The 19,389-nt window shown below is 49.1% G+C and carries 17 protein-coding genes; 7 read left to right on the plus strand and 10 right to left on the minus strand.

The genetic code is table 11. From position 1 onward, the window contains the following. The first annotated feature begins 86 nt into the window (after positions 1-86). Positions 87-1,913, plus strand: coding sequence for a phosphogluconate dehydratase (gene edd, locus KO512_RS01730; protein WP_215950605.1), 1,827 nt, complete (start codon positions 87-89; stop codon positions 1,911-1,913). A gap of 91 nt (positions 1,914-2,004) precedes the next feature. Then, on the plus strand, positions 2,005-2,919 hold the full coding sequence (locus tag KO512_RS01735) for a D-hexose-6-phosphate mutarotase (protein ID WP_215950606.1): 915 nt from the start codon (positions 2,005-2,007) through the stop codon (positions 2,917-2,919). 67 nt (positions 2,920-2,986) lie between these two features. Here the strand turns inward: KO512_RS01735 and KO512_RS01740 are convergent, their stop codons facing one another. The 7 genes from KO512_RS01740 to KO512_RS01770 all read right to left on the minus strand — a co-directional run bounded on the left by KO512_RS01740 (position 2,987) and on the right by KO512_RS01770 (position 12,316). Beyond that, positions 2,987-3,463 (minus strand): methylglyoxal synthase, encoded by a 477-nt coding sequence (locus KO512_RS01740; protein ID WP_215950607.1) that lies wholly within the window; start codon positions 3,461-3,463, stop codon positions 2,987-2,989. 72 nt (positions 3,464-3,535) lie between these two features. Further along, positions 3,536-4,192: a bifunctional 4-hydroxy-2-oxoglutarate aldolase/2-dehydro-3-deoxy-phosphogluconate aldolase gene (locus KO512_RS01745; RefSeq protein WP_252734733.1), complete on the minus strand. Its 657-nt coding sequence runs from the start codon at positions 4,190-4,192 to the stop codon at positions 3,536-3,538. A 55-nt stretch (positions 4,193-4,247) separates the two neighbouring features. After that, positions 4,248-4,955, minus strand: a complete 708-nt coding sequence (gene pgl / locus KO512_RS01750) for a 6-phosphogluconolactonase (protein ID WP_215950608.1) — start codon at positions 4,953-4,955, stop codon at positions 4,248-4,250. Continuing rightward, entirely contained in the window at positions 4,942-6,417 is a 1,476-nt protein-coding gene (gene zwf, locus KO512_RS01755) for a glucose-6-phosphate dehydrogenase (RefSeq protein ID WP_215950609.1), read from the minus strand. Before zwf ends, pgl begins: the two co-directional genes overlap by 14 nt. A gap of 169 nt (positions 6,418-6,586) precedes the next feature. Continuing rightward, positions 6,587-7,684 (minus strand): DUF6765 family protein, encoded by a 1,098-nt coding sequence (locus KO512_RS01760; RefSeq protein WP_215950610.1) that lies wholly within the window; start codon positions 7,682-7,684, stop codon positions 6,587-6,589. 215 nt (positions 7,685-7,899) lie between these two features. Next, positions 7,900-9,375, minus strand: coding sequence for a hypothetical protein (locus tag KO512_RS01765; RefSeq protein WP_215950611.1), 1,476 nt, complete (start codon positions 9,373-9,375; stop codon positions 7,900-7,902). 418 nt (positions 9,376-9,793) lie between these two features. Beyond that, positions 9,794-12,316, minus strand: coding sequence for an EAL domain-containing protein (locus tag KO512_RS01770; RefSeq protein WP_215950612.1), 2,523 nt, complete (start codon positions 12,314-12,316; stop codon positions 9,794-9,796). Positions 12,317-12,549: 233 nt separating this feature from the next. Here KO512_RS01770 and KO512_RS01775 point away from each other — a divergent pair, with 233 nt between their 5' ends. From KO512_RS01775 to KO512_RS01795, 5 genes are all read left to right on the plus strand, one after another. After that, positions 12,550-13,065 (plus strand): DUF2878 domain-containing protein, encoded by a 516-nt coding sequence (locus KO512_RS01775; RefSeq protein WP_215950613.1) that lies wholly within the window; start codon positions 12,550-12,552, stop codon positions 13,063-13,065. Continuing rightward, the gene (locus tag KO512_RS01780) at positions 13,052-13,561 is read left to right on the plus strand and encodes a chalcone isomerase family protein (protein WP_215950614.1); all 510 of its coding nucleotides are present in this window, start codon (positions 13,052-13,054) and stop codon (positions 13,559-13,561) included. Before KO512_RS01775 ends, KO512_RS01780 begins: the two co-directional genes overlap by 14 nt. 27 nt (positions 13,562-13,588) lie before the next feature. Then, complete coding sequence (locus KO512_RS01785) at positions 13,589-14,188, plus strand: DUF3833 domain-containing protein (RefSeq protein ID WP_215950615.1); 600 nt, start codon at positions 13,589-13,591, stop codon at positions 14,186-14,188. A gap of 96 nt (positions 14,189-14,284) precedes the next feature. Continuing rightward, positions 14,285-15,124 carry an SDR family NAD(P)-dependent oxidoreductase gene (locus tag KO512_RS01790; RefSeq protein WP_215950616.1) on the plus strand — a complete coding sequence of 280 codons (840 nt, stop codon included), beginning with the start codon at positions 14,285-14,287 and terminating at the stop codon, positions 15,122-15,124. 4 nt (positions 15,125-15,128) lie between these two features. Then, a complete protein-coding gene (locus KO512_RS01795; protein ID WP_215950617.1) occupies positions 15,129-15,650 on the plus strand; it encodes a nuclear transport factor 2 family protein in 522 nt (173 codons plus the stop codon). Positions 15,651-15,892: 242 nt separating this feature from the next. Here the strand turns inward: KO512_RS01795 and KO512_RS01800 are convergent, their stop codons facing one another. The 3 genes from KO512_RS01800 to KO512_RS01810 are packed head-to-tail and all read right to left on the minus strand — an operon-like array spanning position 15,893 to position 19,365. Next, on the minus strand, positions 15,893-17,206 hold the full coding sequence (locus tag KO512_RS01800) for an SAM-dependent methyltransferase (protein ID WP_215950618.1): 1,314 nt from the start codon (positions 17,204-17,206) through the stop codon (positions 15,893-15,895). Continuing rightward, positions 17,187-17,996 (minus strand): DUF1365 domain-containing protein, encoded by an 810-nt coding sequence (locus KO512_RS01805; protein WP_215950619.1) that lies wholly within the window; start codon positions 17,994-17,996, stop codon positions 17,187-17,189. Before KO512_RS01805 ends, KO512_RS01800 begins: the two co-directional genes overlap by 20 nt. Next, a complete protein-coding gene (locus KO512_RS01810) occupies positions 17,989-19,365 on the minus strand; it encodes an NAD(P)/FAD-dependent oxidoreductase (protein ID WP_215950620.1) in 1,377 nt (458 codons plus the stop codon). The genes KO512_RS01805 and KO512_RS01810 overlap by 8 nt, the downstream gene beginning before the upstream one ends. Between the last annotated feature and the right edge of the window lie 24 nt (positions 19,366-19,389).

A 19,389-nucleotide genomic window follows, 5' to 3' on the forward strand; every position in this document is an offset into this window, starting at 1 on the left:
GAGTTTTATTAATACGTTTTTATGAGAAGCTCTATTTATACGTTCTATTCACAGATTCTATTTAAAGATTCTATTTAGGAGTCACTATGCACAGTGTTATTGAGCAAGTAACTGCCCGAATTATTGAGCGGAGTCGGAACAGTCGAGCGGCGTATGTGCGCCAGATGCAGGATGCACAAGAGCAAGGCGTGCATCGTGCACAATTATCCTGTGGCAATTTAGCACACGGATTTGCCGCCTGTGGTAGCGAAGATAAGCAGGCGCTTAAATTAACCAATGCGGTGAATGTGGGGATTATTTCCGCGTATAACGACATGTTGTCCGCCCATCAGCCGTTCGAGACGTTTCCAGATACTATTCGTCAGGCGGTGCATGAGATGGGCTCGGTGGCTCAGTTTGCGGCGGGTGTGCCAGCGATGTGTGACGGTGTGACGCAGGGGCAACCGGGTATGGAGTTGAGCCTGTTTAGTCGAGATGTTATCGCGATGGCCGCGGCAGTGGGGTTGTCCCACAATATGTTTGATGCGGCATTGTATCTAGGCGTATGCGATAAAATTGTGCCAGGTTTACTCATTGGCGCACTGCGGTTTGGTCATCTACCAACACTGTTTGTGCCTGCCGGCCCTATGCCGAGTGGTTTGCCGAATAAAGAGAAAGCCAAGATTCGCCAGTTATATGCCGAAGGCAAGGTGGATAGAGACGCTTTATTGCAGTGTGAATCGGACTCTTATCATAGTGCAGGCACTTGCACGTTTTATGGCACGGCTAACAGTAATCAGATGATTGTTGAAGTGATGGGGCTACATCTGCCGGGGTCCTCTTTTGTTAACCCAGGCACAACGATGCGGGAAGCCCTGACCCGAGAAGCCGCACAGCAGGTGGTGCGCCTGACCGATCAGAGTGGCGACTTCACGCCGTTGTACCAGATTGTCGATGAACGCGCGTTGGTGAATGCACTCGTGGCTTTGCTTGCGACCGGTGGATCGACCAATCATACCCTGCATCTGATCGCGATTGCCCGTGCAGCAGGCATTATTATCAACTGGAATGATTTTTCCGATCTATCGGCGGTGGTGCCGTTATTGGCGAAGGTCTACCCCAATGGAGAGGCGGATATCAATCACTTTCAGGCGGCTGGAGGAGTGGCCTATCTGGTGCGTGAACTGTTGTCGGGGGGATTATTACATGAAGATGTGATGACGGTAGTTGGGCGTGGATTGTCACGCTATACCCAAGAGCCCTTTGTTGAAAATGATAAACTGGTTTGGCGCGAGGGAACCCAAACATCCCTCGATAAAGCGGTTTTAAGCACCGTTGCTAAGCCTTTTAGTGTCGATGGTGGCTTGAAACTGATGCAAGGCAACTTAGGTCGTGGTGTGATTAAAGTCTCTGCAGTGGCGCCGGAGAATCAGATAGTTGAAGCCCCTGCGGTAGTTTTTGACGATCAAGATGATGTTAAGGCGGCGTTTGAGTCCGGATCGTTGAATCGAGACTTTGTTGCGGTAGTGCGTTATCAGGGGCCAAAGGCTAATGGAATGCCGGAGCTACACAAGCTCACGCCTTACTTAGGTACGTTGCAAGACCGGGGCTTTAAGGTGGCTTTGGTGACCGATGGTCGTATGTCCGGTGCTTCGGGTAAAGTGCCTGCGGCGATTCATGTCTGGCCGGAAGCGAGTCTTGGCGGTCCGTTAGCTCAGGTGGCCGACGGCGATATGATTCGAGTCGACGCCCGTAGTGGTGTGCTTCAATTAATGGCTGATGATGATACTTGGCTATCCCGTGGGCAGGAAAAACCCTCCGCTGCAGCAAGGCATCATCAGGGGATGGGTCGTGAACTGTTTGCCCCGATGCGTGAGCAGGTCAATTGCGCCGAACAGGGGGCCAGCGTATTTAGCTTTACGGGGATAGATTGAACTGCCATCAATTCTGCCTATTAAAAAGTTAGGGCAAAAATAGGCAAAAAAATAGCACAGCGGAACATAATAAGAGGCGAGGAAGGTTTTGATGGGCGAGCAACAGTGGCAGGGTGATCTTCAACAGATGATCTCAGGTTATGACGAGGGGCGGACTGATCTGCAATGGCAGGGTTATGATCTCTGTGTGTTTAAGCAGTGCTGGGGTGAGCTGGTGATTGCGCTGGATGGCGGTCAGGTGCTGTTGTTTCGTCCGCTTGGTGAACAGCCATTACTCTGGTTAAGTGACAAACCGGTGCCTGCGCCAGGGGCTATTCGTGGCGGTGTGCCGGTTTGTTGGCCTTGGTTTGCTGAACATGTTGATGACGCTTCTCAGCCAAAGCACGGTGTTGCCAGAACCGCCCGCTGGACATTGGACAGTGCTGAGATGGATGCTCAAGGAGGCCACTGGCGATTGACGCCGCAGTCATCACTTTGGGATGGTTTGACCCTTGGCCTTGATGTGAGTGTTGCGCAGGGAAGGCTTAGTCTGTCATTAATCTCACACAATATATCTGACCAGCCAATCGCAATGACACAGGCGCTGCACAGTTATTTTGCCGTGTCAGATCGTGCTCGGGTCGAGTTGCAAGGCGTCGATGGTCTACTCCTTCGCGATAAGTTAAAAGGAATGCAGGAGCGGCGGCATAGCGGCATCGTTGAGTTTCCAGTGGAAACCGATGTTATTTTTCAACATGAAGGTGCTACCGAAGTGATGCTGGTCGATCATGGTTGGCAGCGTGTAATCGGTATTCACAAGGAGGGTGGCAATTCTACGGTGGTCTGGAATCCCGGTGATTCCGCTGCCACGATGCCGGATGTGGGGATGGACCAGGTTTCTCGCTTTGTCTGCGTTGAAGCGGCCCAAACCCGTTTTTATGATCATCGGTGGATAGCGGCGGGTGAAACTCAGAGGTTAACAACCACGTTTGAGTTGTTACCTTACCCAGATAAATCCGCTGACTGAATGGGTCAGGTTGATTATCTGGGTTTAATTAAGACAGCAGTAGATTTTAGTGTGAGGCGAAAGGAGATTATGGCGCTGTTTTCCCCAACCGTTTTTCTAGGTAGCGTTCATAATCCGGTACTTTGTAAGGGTGCAATTCGTTTAATAGCGGTGAGCTGATCATAAAGTCGGCGGTACTTCGATTGCAGGCGACGGCGACATTCCAGACAGCGGCGACGCGGAGCAGGGCTTTGACATCGGGATCGTGGGGCATCGGCTCGTACGGATCCCAAAAAAAGATAATGATATCTAATTTCTGTTCGGTCAGCATGGCGCCGATCTGTTGATCCCCACCGAGTGGACCGCTAATCAGTTTGGTGATTGGGGTTTGTAATGTGTTTTCTAGCAGATGACCGGTGGTGCCAGTGGCAAACAGTTTATGTTGCTTCAGGGTCGTGAGGTTTTTACCCGTCCAATCGAGCAGATCCTGCTTCATATTATCGTGGGCGATAAGCGCGATGCGTTTTTGTACCGGCATCGCTATCTGCTTCATGTCTATATCCATATCGGTTGCCTTGTTACGTTTTACGGGTCGGTATTGGGCTTAATTTTAATACCAAAGAGTCAATAATATTACTTATTTCGCACTGTTTACCGTTTGTTTCGCCAGTTGTGTAATAGCTTGCCAGTCTTGCTTATTGACGATATCCGCCGGTGTTAACCAAGTGCCACCGACACACATCACATTGGCAAGGGCGAGATACTCTTTGGCGGTGTGGGCGCGAATACCTCCGGTAGGACAGAAGCGAATATCACCAAAGGGGCCCGAAAATGCGTTGAGTGCCGCGGTGCCGCCGGCTATTTCCGCGGGAAAAAACTTAAACCGTCGGTAGCCACGTTGTATCCCCTCCATCATCTCAGAAACTGTTTGTATACCGGGTAAATATGGGATGTCGCTGATGATGCCATAGTCTAGGAGTTCGGGCGTGATACCGGGGCTGACAATAAAAGAGCTACCACTGTCGACGGCTCGTTTAAAGTCTGCGGGATTGATAACAGTGCCAGCTCCAACATGAGCCTCGGGTACTGCGCGGGTAATGGCTTCAATCGCTTTGAGAGCATGTGGTGTACGTAATGTGACTTCGAGTACGGGCAGACCGCCCGCTACGAGTGCTTCGGCGATAGGAATGGCATCTTCCAGTCGGTTGATAGTCAGCACCGGAATCACCGGCCCCAGACGGCAGAGCTGATCGATTTTGGCAATCATCTCAGGTGGTAATAACGTTGTGTTCATCGGTTTTCCTATGCGTAAAGGGTGGCTGAACAATTGAGTATCACTGTTTTTAAGCTCAAGGTGCCCAGTAAATGATCAAGGGATGTTGCAAAAATAGATGAATGGGCATCACTTCGGCGGAACAGGTTAAGGCTTTTGCCAGTGTGGCTAACTTGTCTTCACCGACGATATGTAAAATACGTTGCTTACTGTTGAGTAGCCTAGCCGGCGTGAGTGACATGCGGGCATAGGGCGCTTGAGCTGGGTTGATGGCAACACAGTCCATCTTATTATGGAGTGCAGAAGGGAACTCGGGGGCGTCAGGAAACAGCGAGGCGGTATGGCCATCATTCCCCATGCCGAGCACGACAATATCGATCGGGTCGGTGATCTGTTGTAGCTGTATCTGGCAGCTTTTCTCGGCGACCTCCGCGGTCATATTGGCTTGCCAGAGGGGGATAAAACGGGCCTTGCTGGCGTGATGCTGCAGTAATTGTGTGCGTAGTAAATATTCATTACTGTCGGGCTCGTCAGGGCTGATCCAGCGATCATCTACTAGGGTGATCGTGATCTGCTGCCAAGGCAGTAACGTATGGCTTAGACGGTTAAACAGTGGCACAGGGGTTGTGCCGCCGGAGAGGGCTAGGGTTGCTTTACCGCGGCTGTTAATCGCCTTATTAAGCTGTTTTTCTATCAACTCGGTAAGATCAAGTGTTAGGGCTTCGCGGGATACAAAGGTGCGTAGATGGACATGATCGGGCAGATGGAGGTCACTGATCTTCATACCAACAGTTCCCATCTTTGATTAACATCAGGTCAGCGGCTTTCGGTCCCCAAGTGCCCGCTGGATAGGGCAGTGGGGCTTTGTTTTCGTTTTTCCAGTATTCCATCAGTTGATCACACCAAAGCCAAGCATGTTCCACCTCATCTCGGCGGACAAACAGATATTGGTTACCTTGAATCACTTTGAGCAATAAACGTTCATAAGCATCGGGGACGCGGCTCTTCTCAAACGATTGTGAAAAATTAAGGTTGAGTGCTTCACTTCGCAGGCGCATCCCTTGGTTAAGGCCGTGATCCTTATTGAGAATCTGAAGGGAGATACCTTCTTCCGGTTGTAGGCGGATAATCAGTTTATTCTGCGCCAGATGCCGCTGGTTCTCATCAAAAATAAAGTGTGGTTGGGGTTTGAAATGGATCGTTATCTGAGAGAGTTTTTCTGGCAGGCGTTTGCCGGTGCGAAGATAAAAGGGCACCCCAGCCCAGCGCCAGTTATTGATCTCTGCTTTGATTGAAACGAAGGTTTCAGTATTACTATCGGGGTTGGCTCCCTCTTCCTCCATATAACCGGGTACTGGGTTACCTTCAACCATACCTTTGGTATAACGACCGCGTACCACATGGGTGTTACACATAGCGGCGGTTATCGGGCGTAGGGCCTTTAGCACCTTTACTTTTTCATTACGGATCATATCGGCGGACAGATCATCGGGGGGATCCATCGCGGTTAGACAGAGAAGCTGCAACAGATGATTTTGCACCATGTCGCGCATCTGACCGGCTTTGTCAAAATAGCCCCAGCGGCCCTCGATACCGACTTTTTCGGCTACGGTAATCTCAACATGGGAGATATGGCTTTGATTCCACTGCGAACCAAATAATGGATTGGCAAACCTTAAAGCGATCAGGTTTTGTACCGTTTCTTTACCCAGATAGTGGTCGATACGATAGATCTGTGATTCATCGAAATATTCAGCCACCTGATCGTTCACCTCGTTGGAGGATCTAAGATTATGACCGATCGGTTTTTCCAACACGACACAACTATTGGTGTTGATGCAGTCGCTTTTGGTCAGGTTGCGACTGATGGCACCATATAACGATGCAGGAGTCGCGTAGTAAAAAACGCGCGCACGTTCAGCACCGCTATTGAGGGTATTTTTGAGTGTTTGATAGCTGTCCACCTCAGTGAAGCTGACAATATTGTATTCGATTTTTGCGAGAAAACGATTGACCACCTCGGTGTTCAGTTCTTCCGGCTTGACGCGCTTGCTGAGACTGTCGCTGCATATTTTGCGAAAAGCGGCGCTGTCTTGTGTGGAGCGGGCCAAGCCAATGATGCGAGTGTCCTGTCCAAGCAATTCTGCACTTTCGAGTTGGAATAGGGCTGGGATTAGTTTGCGTTGCGCTAAATCACCCATGGCACCAAATATCACTATATCGCTGGATCTATTAACCATCGCCATAATTACACCTGCCTTTGTGATCATTAAAGCCAACTAGACATCTATAATAGGCACAGGATTTAGTCTATTTCAACCGGTCTTGGGGATCATAAAGGCATTAATTACAACGACATTGTGCTGTGCAGCATCGATTTAGCCGCAGATATTCTAGCCAAATGTTTGGCCTGCATTAGGCGGCACTAATGCCGTAGCGGGGTAAAATTTCATGGATGACCGTAAAACGGTGGGCCTGTAGGGCGTCATGAAAGTGCTTCCAATCGCTATCTAAAAATGATGGGTGATATGTAAAGGTCTGATTTTTTAATTGCTTTGAACGGGTATCTTTAATCGCCTGATATTTCCACGAACCAACGCCTTTGGCGACATAGTGTAGTTTTTCTGCGGGAAAGCCAAACTCGCCATTAGCAATAGCCTTGAGCCATGTTTGGTGTCGTTTATCGCCGTTTTCCTCAACGGTATTGCGCATCATGGTATCTAATTGATCTCGGCTCGACGGTGATAGTCCGGCGACATTGGCATCGGCATCACCTAGCTGAAAACGTCGCATCGCTTTGCACATCTCATCGGCGGCAGTGATAAAGTCCTTGGGGTTATCCCGTTCAACATGGGCACCCTCACCGTTGGTGTAATGCCATTTAAGGTAGGGGCGGTCGGGGTAACTCAATGCGGCACCGTGGCCAAGGGGTAATAGACCGCCGACAAACTGTGATTGAGCCTCGTCGAAGCGATCAAGGAAGTAGTTTTTCACCTGCTCTAATAGGCTTGGATCGGGCTGGTTATTTTTATCAAGCACATCACGAACCAAGTTGATTCTATCGTTGATGCCTGCAAACCCTTGATGCGCCCATGTATCAGCAAATACATGCATGGTGATGCCGAGGCGGTGCAGGGCATTGGGTTTCTGGTGATCATCGATGCAAGCACGTACCATCTCTTGTGCAACAAAACTATTCGGCCGACAGACAATTTTATGACGAAAATCAGCATCTGGATTTCGTCCTGCCGCTAAGCCTTCATTACCGGGGAGGAAGTGAAACGGAATCCATACCTGATGGTTGGCGAGTTTTTGAATGTTTTTGTAGTCGATCATTTTATGGGCCGAAGCGATACGTTGATACATCGCCTGATTCTCGAAGTAGATCACTCCTGCATTGGTCGCATCGTCTACATATTGAGCCGAGTGGGCGATGATCTCTGCTTTTGTATGACCAAAACCAGCAAGCCGAGCAACCACGTAAGTGACGGCATGGTGAAAGTCGATCTGCATGATAATGCTCCTGTGCTTAAGTGAATGCCGAAGCTGCCGCTGTTTTCATAAGCACTGGTTCGACGATTAAAAATATAGTCCAAATAAACAGACATTTAGCAGCAGACTAGCAAAAGGTTGGCGTTATTAACGAGGGCATTGCGTTAGGTCAATCATCGCCTCTGATCTGTAGTATTCACCGTGCAAGGGTCAACCCCGCACGGGGTAATACTGTGTTATTGCAGCTCAATCGTATATTCATCGAAATCACGAGCGGGTAAGTTGTCGTCATCCCGTTCACGTACACGCCAGGCATTTACTTTTAGTTGAATACGGTTGTTGTCGGTTTGGTTAAAGCTGGCGGTCATGAAGTGCTCTCGGGTACGTGACTTGGGGTAGGCTGATAACAACCAACCACGCTTCGTGCTGACGGCAAATGATTGATCATAGTGCACCGCTTCTGCCGTCCAACCGGGAACATCAACGACCGAAGGATCTGGAAAATGGCTGGGTTTGAAACTGGGGGTGGCGGTGGCAATACCGTTAAGACCGGTGAGGTTCGATAAAGGAGATGAGATCACTTCGATCAGTCGGCCGCCTTGTGGCCCTAGCTTGGCGGTGGCGATCCGACCAAAATGGACATCACCGCTGAGCAGTACAACGTCGTGTCCGCTTGTGCCGAGTGCCTGCAGCAGTTGTTGATATTGGGTTTTGAAACTGAGCAGATTGCGTTCGGTTGGATTTTTTTCGACGATCAGTGGCTGTGGTAGCACGAGCACACCGGGTGATTCTAACGAGCGGGCCCAGTCGGTTAGACGCTTGAATTCGGCGGTGGGCAGAAAACCGTTATCGTCACGAAAAGAGCGCAGATCGGCGAGACAAAACGATAGATCGCTGCCAAGGTTAAATATCTCGATCTTGGGGCTTTGTTGTACCCGTTGCACACCATCTAACGAGGCCCGTGACCAGGTCTCTCTAACCGATTTAATCTTTAATGCCAGCAATGTTGGGATCAGCGAATCGTAAAAGGGGTAGTCGTTCCAGTATTCATGGTCATCGGGCAACATCCAGGTGGCACCACGGTTGAGAATACTGCCTAGCGCTTGCCAATGCAGAGCATAGTCATCGGCCACGCGCTGTCTGATTTCGCTGTTGATAAAGGAGAGCGAATCAAAGCCTATATCCAGATAAACCTGATCGCCGGTGAGAAAGGTGATATCCGGTTTCACCGCCTCATCGCCACGGTCATAGAGGGCTTTATAAGCCCCCGCCGCCTGGCCACCATCGCGGTGATTATAGAAGCAACTGCCAAAGCCGATGGTGAAGGGTTTTTGATGGGATTTAGGTAACTGTGTAGGCAGGGTGTCAAATTGGGCGGTGCGTAACAGTTGCCAAGATGCCTCACGGACCCCGTTGACCGCCTCAATACGTCTCAGAAAACGCACTTTATAATGACTGCCGGGCTGTAGTTGTGAAAAATTGGCGGTGATATAGAAGCGTTTGCGGATACGGCTAAAGGGCCTGTTCCAGTCGTTTTTAACAATGTTATGAACGCTGACGCTGTTATCGGGGGCAATCAACTCAATGCGGGCCTGTTCGGGCATGGTTAAGGTGGAGAACAGAGTGCCCGCCCAAACCTTGACGCTGTGCTGAGTGGCTCGCAGCACGACCAGTGACCATTGGCCGGTGCTGGTAATAATCTCATCGCTCATGTTGCAGACTCCCTGAGTAAACTGATGATCTGTTTGATTATTTGTCTCTGGCGTATAATCCTATTTGTTAAGTCTATGGCGCAAAGCGCTAGATCCCCCTAAATGTAGGCAACGGTAAGCGAGTTCGCCAATTAAACCCGCCTTTAAGACGACTAAAAAACGAGTAAAAAGCATTGCTCAAGGCTCTGAATATACGCACTGAATAAAAACCTTATTGTTATGGTAGTTGAACTTCATACAATTGTTTTATTTTTTGCTGACATTCCGCCTTAGGATAAACGGCTTAGGTCATCGTCATCAGTGATGATGGGGCGTCGATGAGCGAGCACTTTAGGATCTAAGAGGACTGTGACTGGTTAAGAGGCGAACATCATGGATTGATACGCCCCCGTATGAGCAACGGAGACGCGTTAAGGTTTTATCGATTATTTATTTGATGATGATACCAATTTCTAAAGGCATCCGGTGGCATCGGTCGGGCGAGCAGAAACCCCTGTAGCTGGTCACAATTCATACCTTTGAGAATATTGAGTTGAGTGTCCGTTTCGATACCTTCGGCAACCACCTTCAAGCCCAAGACGTGACTCATCTCAATAATGGATGAAACAATAGCGCGGTCGACTTCGGATTCTTCTAGATTAATCAGAAAGCTACGATCAATTTTCAGAATATCCAATGACATGTTACGTATATAGCTAAGACTGGAGTAGCCGGTGCCAAAGTCATCGATGGCTACCTGAATTCCTTGGCTGCGCAGATGGTCGATGGCGCTCTTGGTTTCTTCTGGACAGTGAAGAAAGCTGGTTTCCGTTAGTTCAACCGATAGCTGCTGGGGTGGAACTTGGTGCTGTTGCAGTGCTGCGAATATTTGTTCGACAATATCGCCTTGCTGAAACTGCTTGGCTGAAACATTGATGGCGACATTTACGTCGTCGCCTTGAAGGCTCCAAGCGGCCATCTGTCGGCAGGCCTCTTCGATCACGTAGTGACCAATACGGTTAATCAGGTCTAGATCTTCCGCTAAAGGGATAAACTCCTCTGGAGAGATAAAGCCTAGTTGGGGGTGCAGCCAACGCAATAAGGCTTCACAGCTGGTGGGTTTACCCGTTTTCAAACAGACTTTGGGTTGGTAGTAGAGCTGAAACTCTTGATTATCGATGGCCGCTTGCAGATCACTGCCCATCTGATAGCGGCTTTGAATCATGCGGTGCTGCTCGGATGAGAAGAATCGGAAACTGTTGCGGCCAAAGTCTTTTGCTAAGTGAACGGCTGAATCCGCACATTTGAGTAGCGCTTCAGCATTGTCGGCATCCGTCGGAAAGAAGCTGACACCAATACTAACGGTGGTTTTGATCTCCTTTTCATCGAACAGAATCGGTTGACTCACGGAGTTTAGAATACGGTTGAGAAACTCACTGATTTGCGGGCTGTCATCATCATCGACATCGGTCAGAATAAGATTGAATTCATCGCCACCAAAACGGGCGACGGTATCCCCATCATCCAGTTGTTGGTCAATTCGTCGGCCAATCTCTTTGAGCACTCTATCGCCGACCTCATGACCATGGAGATCATTGATCTGCTGGAAAAAATCCACATCAATATAAGCGACGGCTACCCGGTGACCATGCTCTTTGGCATAGCCTAAAGACAGCTGCAGGCGGTCATTAAATAGCTTGCGATTAGGCAGGCGCGTCAGCTCGTCAAAATAGGCTAGCCGCTTGATGCGCGCTTCCGACTTTTTAACCTCTGTCAGGTCGGTAAAGATGGAGGCGTATTGAGATATTTCACCGTTATCATCTTTGATGGCGGTGATACTGAGCCATTCAGGGTAAACCGATCCATCTTTGCGGCGGTTCCATATCTCACCTTGCCAGGAACCATGCTCGGTGAGGTTTTGCCACATGCTTTGATAAAACTCCGGTTGATGTCGGCCGGAACTTAGAATATTAGGGTTTTGTCCTAGTACTTCGCCACTGGTGTAGCCGGTAATCTCTGTGAACGATGGGTTTACCCGTAATATACGCGCATGGCGGTCGCAAATAACGATCGCTTCCATCGACGCTTCAATCACTTTATCCGCTAGCTTGAGGCTATGCTGAGATTTTTCTAAAGCGCGATCCCGTTCGCTAAGGAGTTCGCGTAGACGGTCGAGATGGTCATTCTCGACAGTTTTTAGAATATCTGAATAGGAGATGACACCGGTAATACTGCCACTATGATTAGTGATGGCGAGGTGTTGAACACGATGCTGATTAAATACCTGACGGGCGTTATATAAACTTAAGTCCTCTTCAATGGTGACCAGCAATTGGCTGCAAATATCGATGAGAATGTCATTTTGACGGTTCTGAGCTAATAGTTTGATCGCATCTCGTTCAGTTAGTATGCCCTTAACATCGTTATGTTGGCGGACGAGTAGCGCTGAATCATTGGACTCTTTGAGTATTTTCAAGGCCGCTAGAACGGTCATGCTGCCATCGACGATGATGGGCGTGTGATTGGCTATTTCATCCACTGAACGCATAAAAAGATCATGTTCAATGCTATGGCTGTTCACCACATCTGTTTCAGAAATAATCCCGCAGGCTTCCCCTGAGGTCTTGATGACAACTAAATGACGTATCTTATGGTTAAGAAACTTTTGTCCGGCGTCATCTACAGATGCCCATTCAGAAATAGAGATAACAGGCGCAGACATAAAATGTCGCACCGCGGTAGAGGCCATCGTTTCATGTTCTAACCAACGGTTGATCAGATCGTGCCGGGTGACAATACCGATGGGCTGGTGCTGTTCGCAGACCACAATACTGCCAATTTTTTTCTCGTCCATCAGTTGAACTAGCTGATCGGCCTTAGTATCCGGCTGACAGCTGATTAGATTAGGTTGGGCAATATGCCTAACGAGTAATCGGTTATTAACCTGTGGAGGCCTGGACATCGAAAATAAATCCTTTCACCAGAAGCTTAGATAGAAAAAGAGGGCCATCTTAGCGGGTGTTTCTAAACGGGTACAGATGGTGGATACCCAAAATGGTTGTTTATCGTGTTTAGTTTCAAACAGAATAGGGGTTTCTTGATATAGGTCGTGTTTAACCATTATCGACGGTGAAATAAAACCACTGATCTTTCTCTTGCTGATTTACGTAAGCAGTGTCAGAAGAGGTAATGATAATGAACAAAACAGTCTCAGAACATACATGGGTTAACCTGCTCGGTTTTCAGCTGGCTTGGTGGTGTGCCATTTTATACACGACCGACAGTGTGCCTGTTTTGATCGTGTTATTAACGCTGCATCTGCTGTTTCATTCTCAGTCTTTACGGGAGCTTTACGTATTGCTGCTATGTGGCCTGATAGGCTTCGCAGTAGATCTGTTGCTTACAACTCTAGGGCTCTTTCACTTTGAATCACCGGGTTTACCCCTGTGGTTACTGTTCTTATGGTTCTGTTTTGCGGCTACGCTGCGTCAGAGCTTAGCTTTGTTTGCTTCGCATCTGCCGCTCGCCTCACTCTGTGGCGGACTGTTTGGCAGCCTGACCTATCTAGCGGCCGCCAATTTAGACGCGATGATTTTAGGATTGTCGCTGCTACAGAGTGGCTTGCTCTTGATGCTCATCTGGATGGCGCTATTTCCACTGTTAATCGGTTTGAGTAACGGTCGTTTTAGAGGGCTAAATGATGCGGCTTAATCTGTTAGCGATTTCATTGATTCTGTTTTTTACCGGCATCACTCATGCTTTAGCAAAACCCTTACCCGACAATATGCAGATAGTTGGCCAGGCAGAGCTGAAGATACTGTGGTTCAAGGTCTACAGTGCCCGACTTGAAAGTCTGGCCGGACGTTATGATTCAGCAATATCCCCTTTAGTACTGCATCTGGATTATCAGCGGGATATCAGTCGCCAGCAATTACTCGATGAAACCGCCTCTCAATGGCAAAGGGCGAAGGTGGATCCAGCCAAACAAGCTGGTTGGTTAGCATCCTTAGCGCAGATTTGGCCGAATATTCGTCAGCACGATTCCCTGACCTTTTATCAAGCCAGTGATGGCGGTCATTTCTATCATAATCAGCGTTATATCGGTGCGATCAATGATGTCCGCTTTAGCCAAGCCTTTCTGGCTATCTGGTTAGCGGATAACAGTGATTTCCCCCAGTTAACCCGGGCGTTAACCGGTAAACAATAATCGTATAAGAGCAACAGGATTATCAACATGACACCGACGAGTCTTACATTAATGGCTTTGTCCTTACCGCTTTTACTTATCTTGCCGGGGTGTGCCCGCAGCGTGGATGAGTACCGTGATGAGCAACCGGCGTTGGCGCTGGATCGTTTCTTTAACGGCCAACTGGTGGCCTATGGCATGGTGCAGAATTTCTCGGGTAAAGTGACCCGTCGATTTCGTGCAGATATCACCGCGCATTGGCAAGGTGAGCAGGGCATCTTAGATGAGCGCTTCGTGTTCAGTGATGGTGAACAACAGCAGCGCTGTTGGCGCTTAACCAAACAGGGTAATCACTATCGTGGCACGGCCGAGGATATTGTCGGTGAAGCCCGTGGCGAAGTGCAGGGTAATGCCCTTAACTGGCGTTACACACTGCAGGTGCCGGTGAATGGCAAAGTATGGGATATCGCCTTGGATGATTGGTTATATCTGATTGATGAGAATAATTTAATCAATCGAACCAAGATGAAAAAATGGGGCTTGCCAGTGGGGGAGTTAACCCTGCATATCCGCAAACTGAGCGATGCAGAAAGCGTCGCTACTGCTGTGTCGGCTACACCGGGTTGTGTGATTGAGCCACCGGTTTGAATATTGAGATGGGCTTAGCGTTTGGCTTAGAGAGTTGAGCATAAAAATAAGCCATAGCGATGACATATTTCAGCACCGAAGCTTGAGGGATTACCGATGAAAACTAACATAGGGAGTGCAAACCTGCCTTGGAAAAGTGCTTGGATAACGGGAGCAGGAAGGGGTATTGGGGCTGAATTAAGCCGTCTGTTATGCCGTCATGGCGTAACAGTCTACGGTTCAGCCCGCAGTACAGAACAATTAGCTCAGTTACAACAGGAGCTGGCCTCTTCTTCTGGGGCGTTTATCCCCGTACCGGTTGATATTGGCGATCTCGATCGTTTACAGCAGCAGTTTAAGCGGTGGGATCAGCAGGGAATTATGCCTGAGTTAGTGGTCTTAAATGCCGGTACCCATGATGCATTTTTGGCATCTGATTTTTCGGCACAGCGTTGTAAGGCATTGCTGGATATTAATTTACAGGGGACGATTAATTGTCTTGACCCTGTTTTATACCGTTATCTTCATAGGGATGGCGAGAATAATATCGCCAAGCGGTTAACAGTGGAGCAGGAGGTATCTGGCAGTAGAGGGCATATCGCGGTGGTAGCGTCGGTTGCAGGTTATCGAGGCTTACCAACTGCGGCGGCCTATGGGGCCGGCAAGGCCGCGTTGATTAATTTGTGCGAAGCGCTGCGGCTTGATCTGCAGGGCAGTGGGGTTAAATTACAGCTGATCAATCCTGGCTTTGTGCGAACACCGTTAACCGAGCAGAATGATTTTGTGATGCCTGCGCTGATGGAGGCGGATGAAGCCGCTCGGCGAATCGTTAAAGGCCTTTTAAGTCAGCGATTTGAAATTGTTTTTCCCCGTCGCTTTGTTTATCTGCTAAAACTATTCAGGCTGCTACCCTATGGTTGTTATTTTAGTTTGATTAAGCGGATAACGGGAGGATAAAACGATGTCTGAAACGACGACTGAAATAGAGACTGAAATAGAGACTGAAATAGAAAGTGCGGATCGTCCTAACCCTGAACTGCCCATCGCGACAGTATCTTATACTGAGTGCTTAAATCACTATGCCTTGTTGTTTTCGAAGCTCAGCCCGACTAATGTTGCCGCACTCGGCCCACTCGTCAGCGAAACCATCTATTTTACCGACCCCTTTAATCGGCTGAAGGGCAAGGCTAACTTTCTGGGGCTGATGAGTGAGATGTTTGATCAGCTAAATGATGTAGGGTTTGAGGTGCTTGAAACACAAATACAGGGCCAAACCGGTTATCTCTATTGGCGTTTTTCTGCATCCTCCTCGCTAACCGGATCTTTTTCGACCGAAGGCACCAGTCGGGTCTGTTTTAATCATCAGGGATTGGTGATCAGTCATCAGGATTTTTGGGATGCCAGCGTCTTGATCGAACAGTTTCCACTGCTGGGCCGGCTTATTCGCTATATTCGTAAGCGTGGTGCCTATCAGGCGAAATAACACTCAGGCTTAAAGGGACATCTTTGTTTGCCTGTTTCGATCGCGACTGTTTCTATAGCGACTGATGGTATCGGGGCTGTTTGTATCGGGGCTGTATCCATAGAGACGTTTCTATAGGCGCAGGGCCTATCGCGACAGTCACGTCCACGACTCGACTTCATCTGCTTAGCTATTCATGTGTAGCGAGGTATCTATGTCTATCGAAGCAGCATGAAGAGCGAACCGCATGCTGCTTGTCGAGCTTAAGAGTTGTTGTTAACGAGTTGATACAACCCTACATCGATAGAGCCTTCTTCAAATCCACCCTCGCAATAGCACAGATAGTAATGCCATAACCGTCTGAACTGCTCATCATAACCGAGCTTTTCTAAAGCCTCCGTTTGCTGCTCAAAGCTGGCTCGCCAGTGGCGCAGTGTGCGGGCGTAATCCTTACCAAATAACTGTTTATGCTGCAGACTGAAGCCATGCTCGGCGAATTTTTGTTCGAGTCGCTCGATGCTTGGCAGCATTCCCCCAGGGAAGATGTAGCGTTGAATAAAGTCAGCTTGTTTACGATAGCTGTCAAACCGCTGTTCCTCTATGCTGATCACCTGCAGTACGGCGACCCCACCGGGTTTGAGGCTGTTTTTTAAGGTGCTAAAGTAGGTATCCCAATACTGTTCGCCTACGGCTTCAAACATCTCAATAGAAACGACGCCATCGTATTGCTTCAGTAAGTCTCGGTAATCGGTCAGGCTGATATCGGCTTGTTCACCGAGCCCTTTGGCTTTTAGCTGCTGACGGCTCCATTGACGCTGCTCTTTAGACAGGGTGATACCGTGCAACCGAGTATTATGATTTTCTAATAGTTCGCTGGCAAAACCACCCCAACCACAGCCAATTTCGAGAATATGATCGTTTTTGGCGGGTTTTAAAAGATTTAATATTCGCTGATATTTCGCCCGCTGTGCCGCTTCCAGGGACTGGCTGTCAGATTCAAACAGTGCGGCAGAGTAGGACATACTCGGGTCCAGCCAGAGCTTATAAAAGTCGTTGCCTAAATCATAGTGGGCGGCGATATTACGGCGGCTACCGCTGGGGCTGTTGTTATTGCGCCAATGATGAAGATTATCAAATAGCTGTTTGATAAAACTGGCTTTTGATAAGCCCTCCAGTGTGGCTTCGTTTTGCAGTGCCCAGCGCACTAGGCCGGTGACATCCGAGCTATCCCACTCACCGGCGATATAACCCTCAGACCAGCCGGTGATCCCACCACTAACGAGGCGTACAAGGCAGCGCAGAGAATTCAGTGTGACACTCACCTGTATGGGATCATTTAGCGCATGCTCAGTGCCAATCTCAGCGTCAGTTAAGCGGGTTAGTTGGCCGAAGCTCTGCTGATAACCACTGGGCATGGTCAAGTGTAAACGGCCACGGGTTTTACTCAGCGGCCCTTGAAGGCGTTTGAGTAGCTGTTGTTCCAGCCAACGGGGCTTACTGGATCTGTAATGGTGTTGTTGGGCAACCGGTTTAACCTGTGCTTGGCCCGAGGCGGTCTTATAGTGACAGGTTTTCATAGTGATGTTCTCCGTTGCGATCTGACCAGCTAATGCTGTAACTTTTGGTGGTGTGACGCGGTTGTAGTTTTAGACCTTTCAGCCACAGTCTGAGTGCTTCCCAATGTATCGCCCCGATCACTTTCAAAGTCATGAGAGGGTGGCTGAAAAACAGTGTTAATAGGTCGCGGTCGGTGAGTTTCTGTCGCTGACCGCTAAACGTTGCATTGAGTATTGGGGTCGCTTCTGCCGTTTTACTGCATTGTAGAATGGCGACGGTAACCCGTTCGCCGGGCGGGCGAATGTTGAATTGATAGGCGGTATCCATCGGCATAAAAGGGCTGACATACATCTGCTTTTGACAGCCCTGTTTGATGGCTTGGCCGCTTGTTTCGGTACTCAATAGATAGCTGTGCCGTTGCCCAAAGGTGTTGCTCACCTCATAGATAATCACCTCAACCTCATTGTGCTGGTTGTAACAGAAGTAAACGCTCAGAGGGTTAAAGGTGTACCCCATAATGCGGGGGTAGCAGAGCAGCTCTATTCTGGCGCTCGCACTGCTGTAGCCCCGCGCTGACAGCAGGTCGGTGATCTCACTTCGGAGGTGGCCATCGCCACGGCCATGATCTTTTTCATGAAAGGAAAATAAACCGAAGCGGTTAATGCCCATGAATTTTAATCGCTGTAATTGCGGTAATTCATCGAGATCAATACAAAGCGAAAACACCCGGTAGGCAAAGCGATGCTGTTTGGGCGTGAACCGTTGGTGCACCACCGTGCCGGTATAAATTGCTGATGCATACTCAGCCATTAGCGCTCTCCCGAACATCCGTTGTTGGATGATCACTTGATGCGGGTGCCGTGGCATAAATACGACTGTTAGGCTCGTCTAAATGCCAAGGGCGGGGGACGCCACCTAGTTGCTCGGCAACGGCTAAACCGGATTGTAAGCCATCTTCATGAAAACCATAGCCGAACCAGGCGCCACAGAACCAAGTGTTTTGCTGCCCCTGTAGGCTCCAGAGTTTTTGTTGGTTGGCGAGCGAGTGGCGATCGAAGGCAGGATGATCATAGAAAAATGTGCGGATCATCTTGTCGGCGGCCGGCTCTTTGAGTGGATTAAGCGACACGATCACCGGTTGTTCGGTTGCCAGCGGTTGTAGGCAGTTCATCCAATAACTGATCGATACCTGACGGTCATCAGGGCCGCTACCGGTAGCCATGTAGTTCCAGCTCGACCAGACCTTAGGGTCACGGGGGAGCAGGCTTTGGTCTAGGTGTAAATAAGCTTTGTTACGCTGATAAGGGAAGCTGCTTAACAGTTGTTGCTCTGCTTCGCTCGGATTGTCCAACAAGGCGAGTGCTTGGTCTGCATGGCAGGCTAACACCACATCATCATAGTGTTCCTGTGCGCCGTGTAGATCTTCGATAATGACGCCATCAGACTGGCGGATAACCTTATGAATACGGCTGTTGAGCTTTATGTTGCCCGCCAATGCGGCGGCTAGCTTGTTGACATAGCCGATGCTGCCACCGGGAATAGTGTGCCACTGCGGGCGATCTTTGACCTGTAATAAACCATGGTTTTTGCAGAAGCGTAGGAAACTGAGAGCAGGGTAGTCGAGCATCTGTTTGACCGGCGTCGACCAGATCGCAGCACCCATGGGTAATAGATGGTCGTAAATAAAGCGATCGCCATAACCGTGCTGGGTTAATAGCTCCCCCAAGCTGATATTCGCTAATGAGGGGTCTAGCATCATGCTGTCGGTGTTGCGATAAAAACGCATTAAGTCTTTGATCATGGCCCAGAACGAGGGGCTGATGATATTGCGGGTTTGGGCAAATAGGCCTGTTAAACCGGAACCACTGTACTCGAGTTGGCCATCATCAATCGATACCGCAAAGGACATATCAGTGGCACAGGTGGGCAGGTCGATATGTTCAAAAAACTTAACCAAATTAGGGTAGTTCACCGGATTAAAGACAATAAAACCGGTATCTACATCTACTCGGGTGCCGTTAAGATCAAAGTTAACGGTATTGGAATGTCCTCCTAAACGATCATCTTTTTCATACAGGGTTACCTGATGGGCTCTATTTAACAGCCATGCGCAACTGAGGCCGGAGATGCCTGAGCCGATAACGGCAATTTTTTTCGGGCGGATGGCGGTAATATTCATGTGAGCAGTCCATACTGTAATCTG

The organism is Amphritea atlantica, assembly GCF_018860855.1.
Lineage (GTDB): Bacteria > Pseudomonadota > Gammaproteobacteria > Pseudomonadales > Balneatricaceae > Amphritea > Amphritea atlantica_A.

Bases quoted from the DNA above. Each gene is read 5' to 3' on its own strand.
- KO512_RS01745 (WP_252734733.1), bottom strand. From the start codon at position 4,192: ATGAACACAACGTTATTACCACCTGAGATGATTGCCAAAATCGATCAG.
- KO512_RS01805 (WP_215950619.1), bottom strand. From the start codon at position 17,996: ATGGCTGAGTATGCATCAGCAATTTATACCGGCACGGTGGTGCACCAA.
- KO512_RS01795 (WP_215950617.1), top strand. From the start codon at position 15,129: ATGTCTGAAACGACGACTGAAATAGAGACTGAAATAGAGACTGAAATA.
- KO512_RS01775 (WP_215950613.1), top strand. From the start codon at position 12,550: ATGAACAAAACAGTCTCAGAACATACATGGGTTAACCTGCTCGGTTTT.
- KO512_RS01740 (WP_215950607.1), bottom strand. From the start codon at position 3,463: ATGGATATAGACATGAAGCAGATAGCGATGCCGGTACAAAAACGCATC.
- KO512_RS01780 (WP_215950614.1), top strand. From the start codon at position 13,052: ATGATGCGGCTTAATCTGTTAGCGATTTCATTGATTCTGTTTTTTACC.
- pgl (WP_215950608.1), bottom strand. From the start codon at position 4,955: ATGAAGATCAGTGACCTCCATCTGCCCGATCATGTCCATCTACGCACC.
- KO512_RS01760 (WP_215950610.1), bottom strand. From the start codon at position 7,684: ATGCAGATCGACTTTCACCATGCCGTCACTTACGTGGTTGCTCGGCTT.
- KO512_RS01785 (WP_215950615.1), top strand. From the start codon at position 13,589: ATGACACCGACGAGTCTTACATTAATGGCTTTGTCCTTACCGCTTTTA.
- KO512_RS01765 (WP_215950611.1), bottom strand. From the start codon at position 9,375: ATGAGCGATGAGATTATTACCAGCACCGGCCAATGGTCACTGGTCGTG.
- zwf (WP_215950609.1), bottom strand. From the start codon at position 6,417: ATGGCGATGGTTAATAGATCCAGCGATATAGTGATATTTGGTGCCATG.
- KO512_RS01800 (WP_215950618.1), bottom strand. From the start codon at position 17,206: ATGAAAACCTGTCACTATAAGACCGCCTCGGGCCAAGCACAGGTTAAA.
- KO512_RS01810 (WP_215950620.1), bottom strand. From the start codon at position 19,365: ATGAATATTACCGCCATCCGCCCGAAAAAAATTGCCGTTATCGGCTCA.
- KO512_RS01735 (WP_215950606.1), top strand. From the start codon at position 2,005: ATGGGCGAGCAACAGTGGCAGGGTGATCTTCAACAGATGATCTCAGGT.
- KO512_RS01790 (WP_215950616.1), top strand. From the start codon at position 14,285: ATGAAAACTAACATAGGGAGTGCAAACCTGCCTTGGAAAAGTGCTTGG.
- edd (WP_215950605.1), top strand. From the start codon at position 87: ATGCACAGTGTTATTGAGCAAGTAACTGCCCGAATTATTGAGCGGAGT.
- KO512_RS01770 (WP_215950612.1), bottom strand. From the start codon at position 12,316: ATGTCCAGGCCTCCACAGGTTAATAACCGATTACTCGTTAGGCATATT.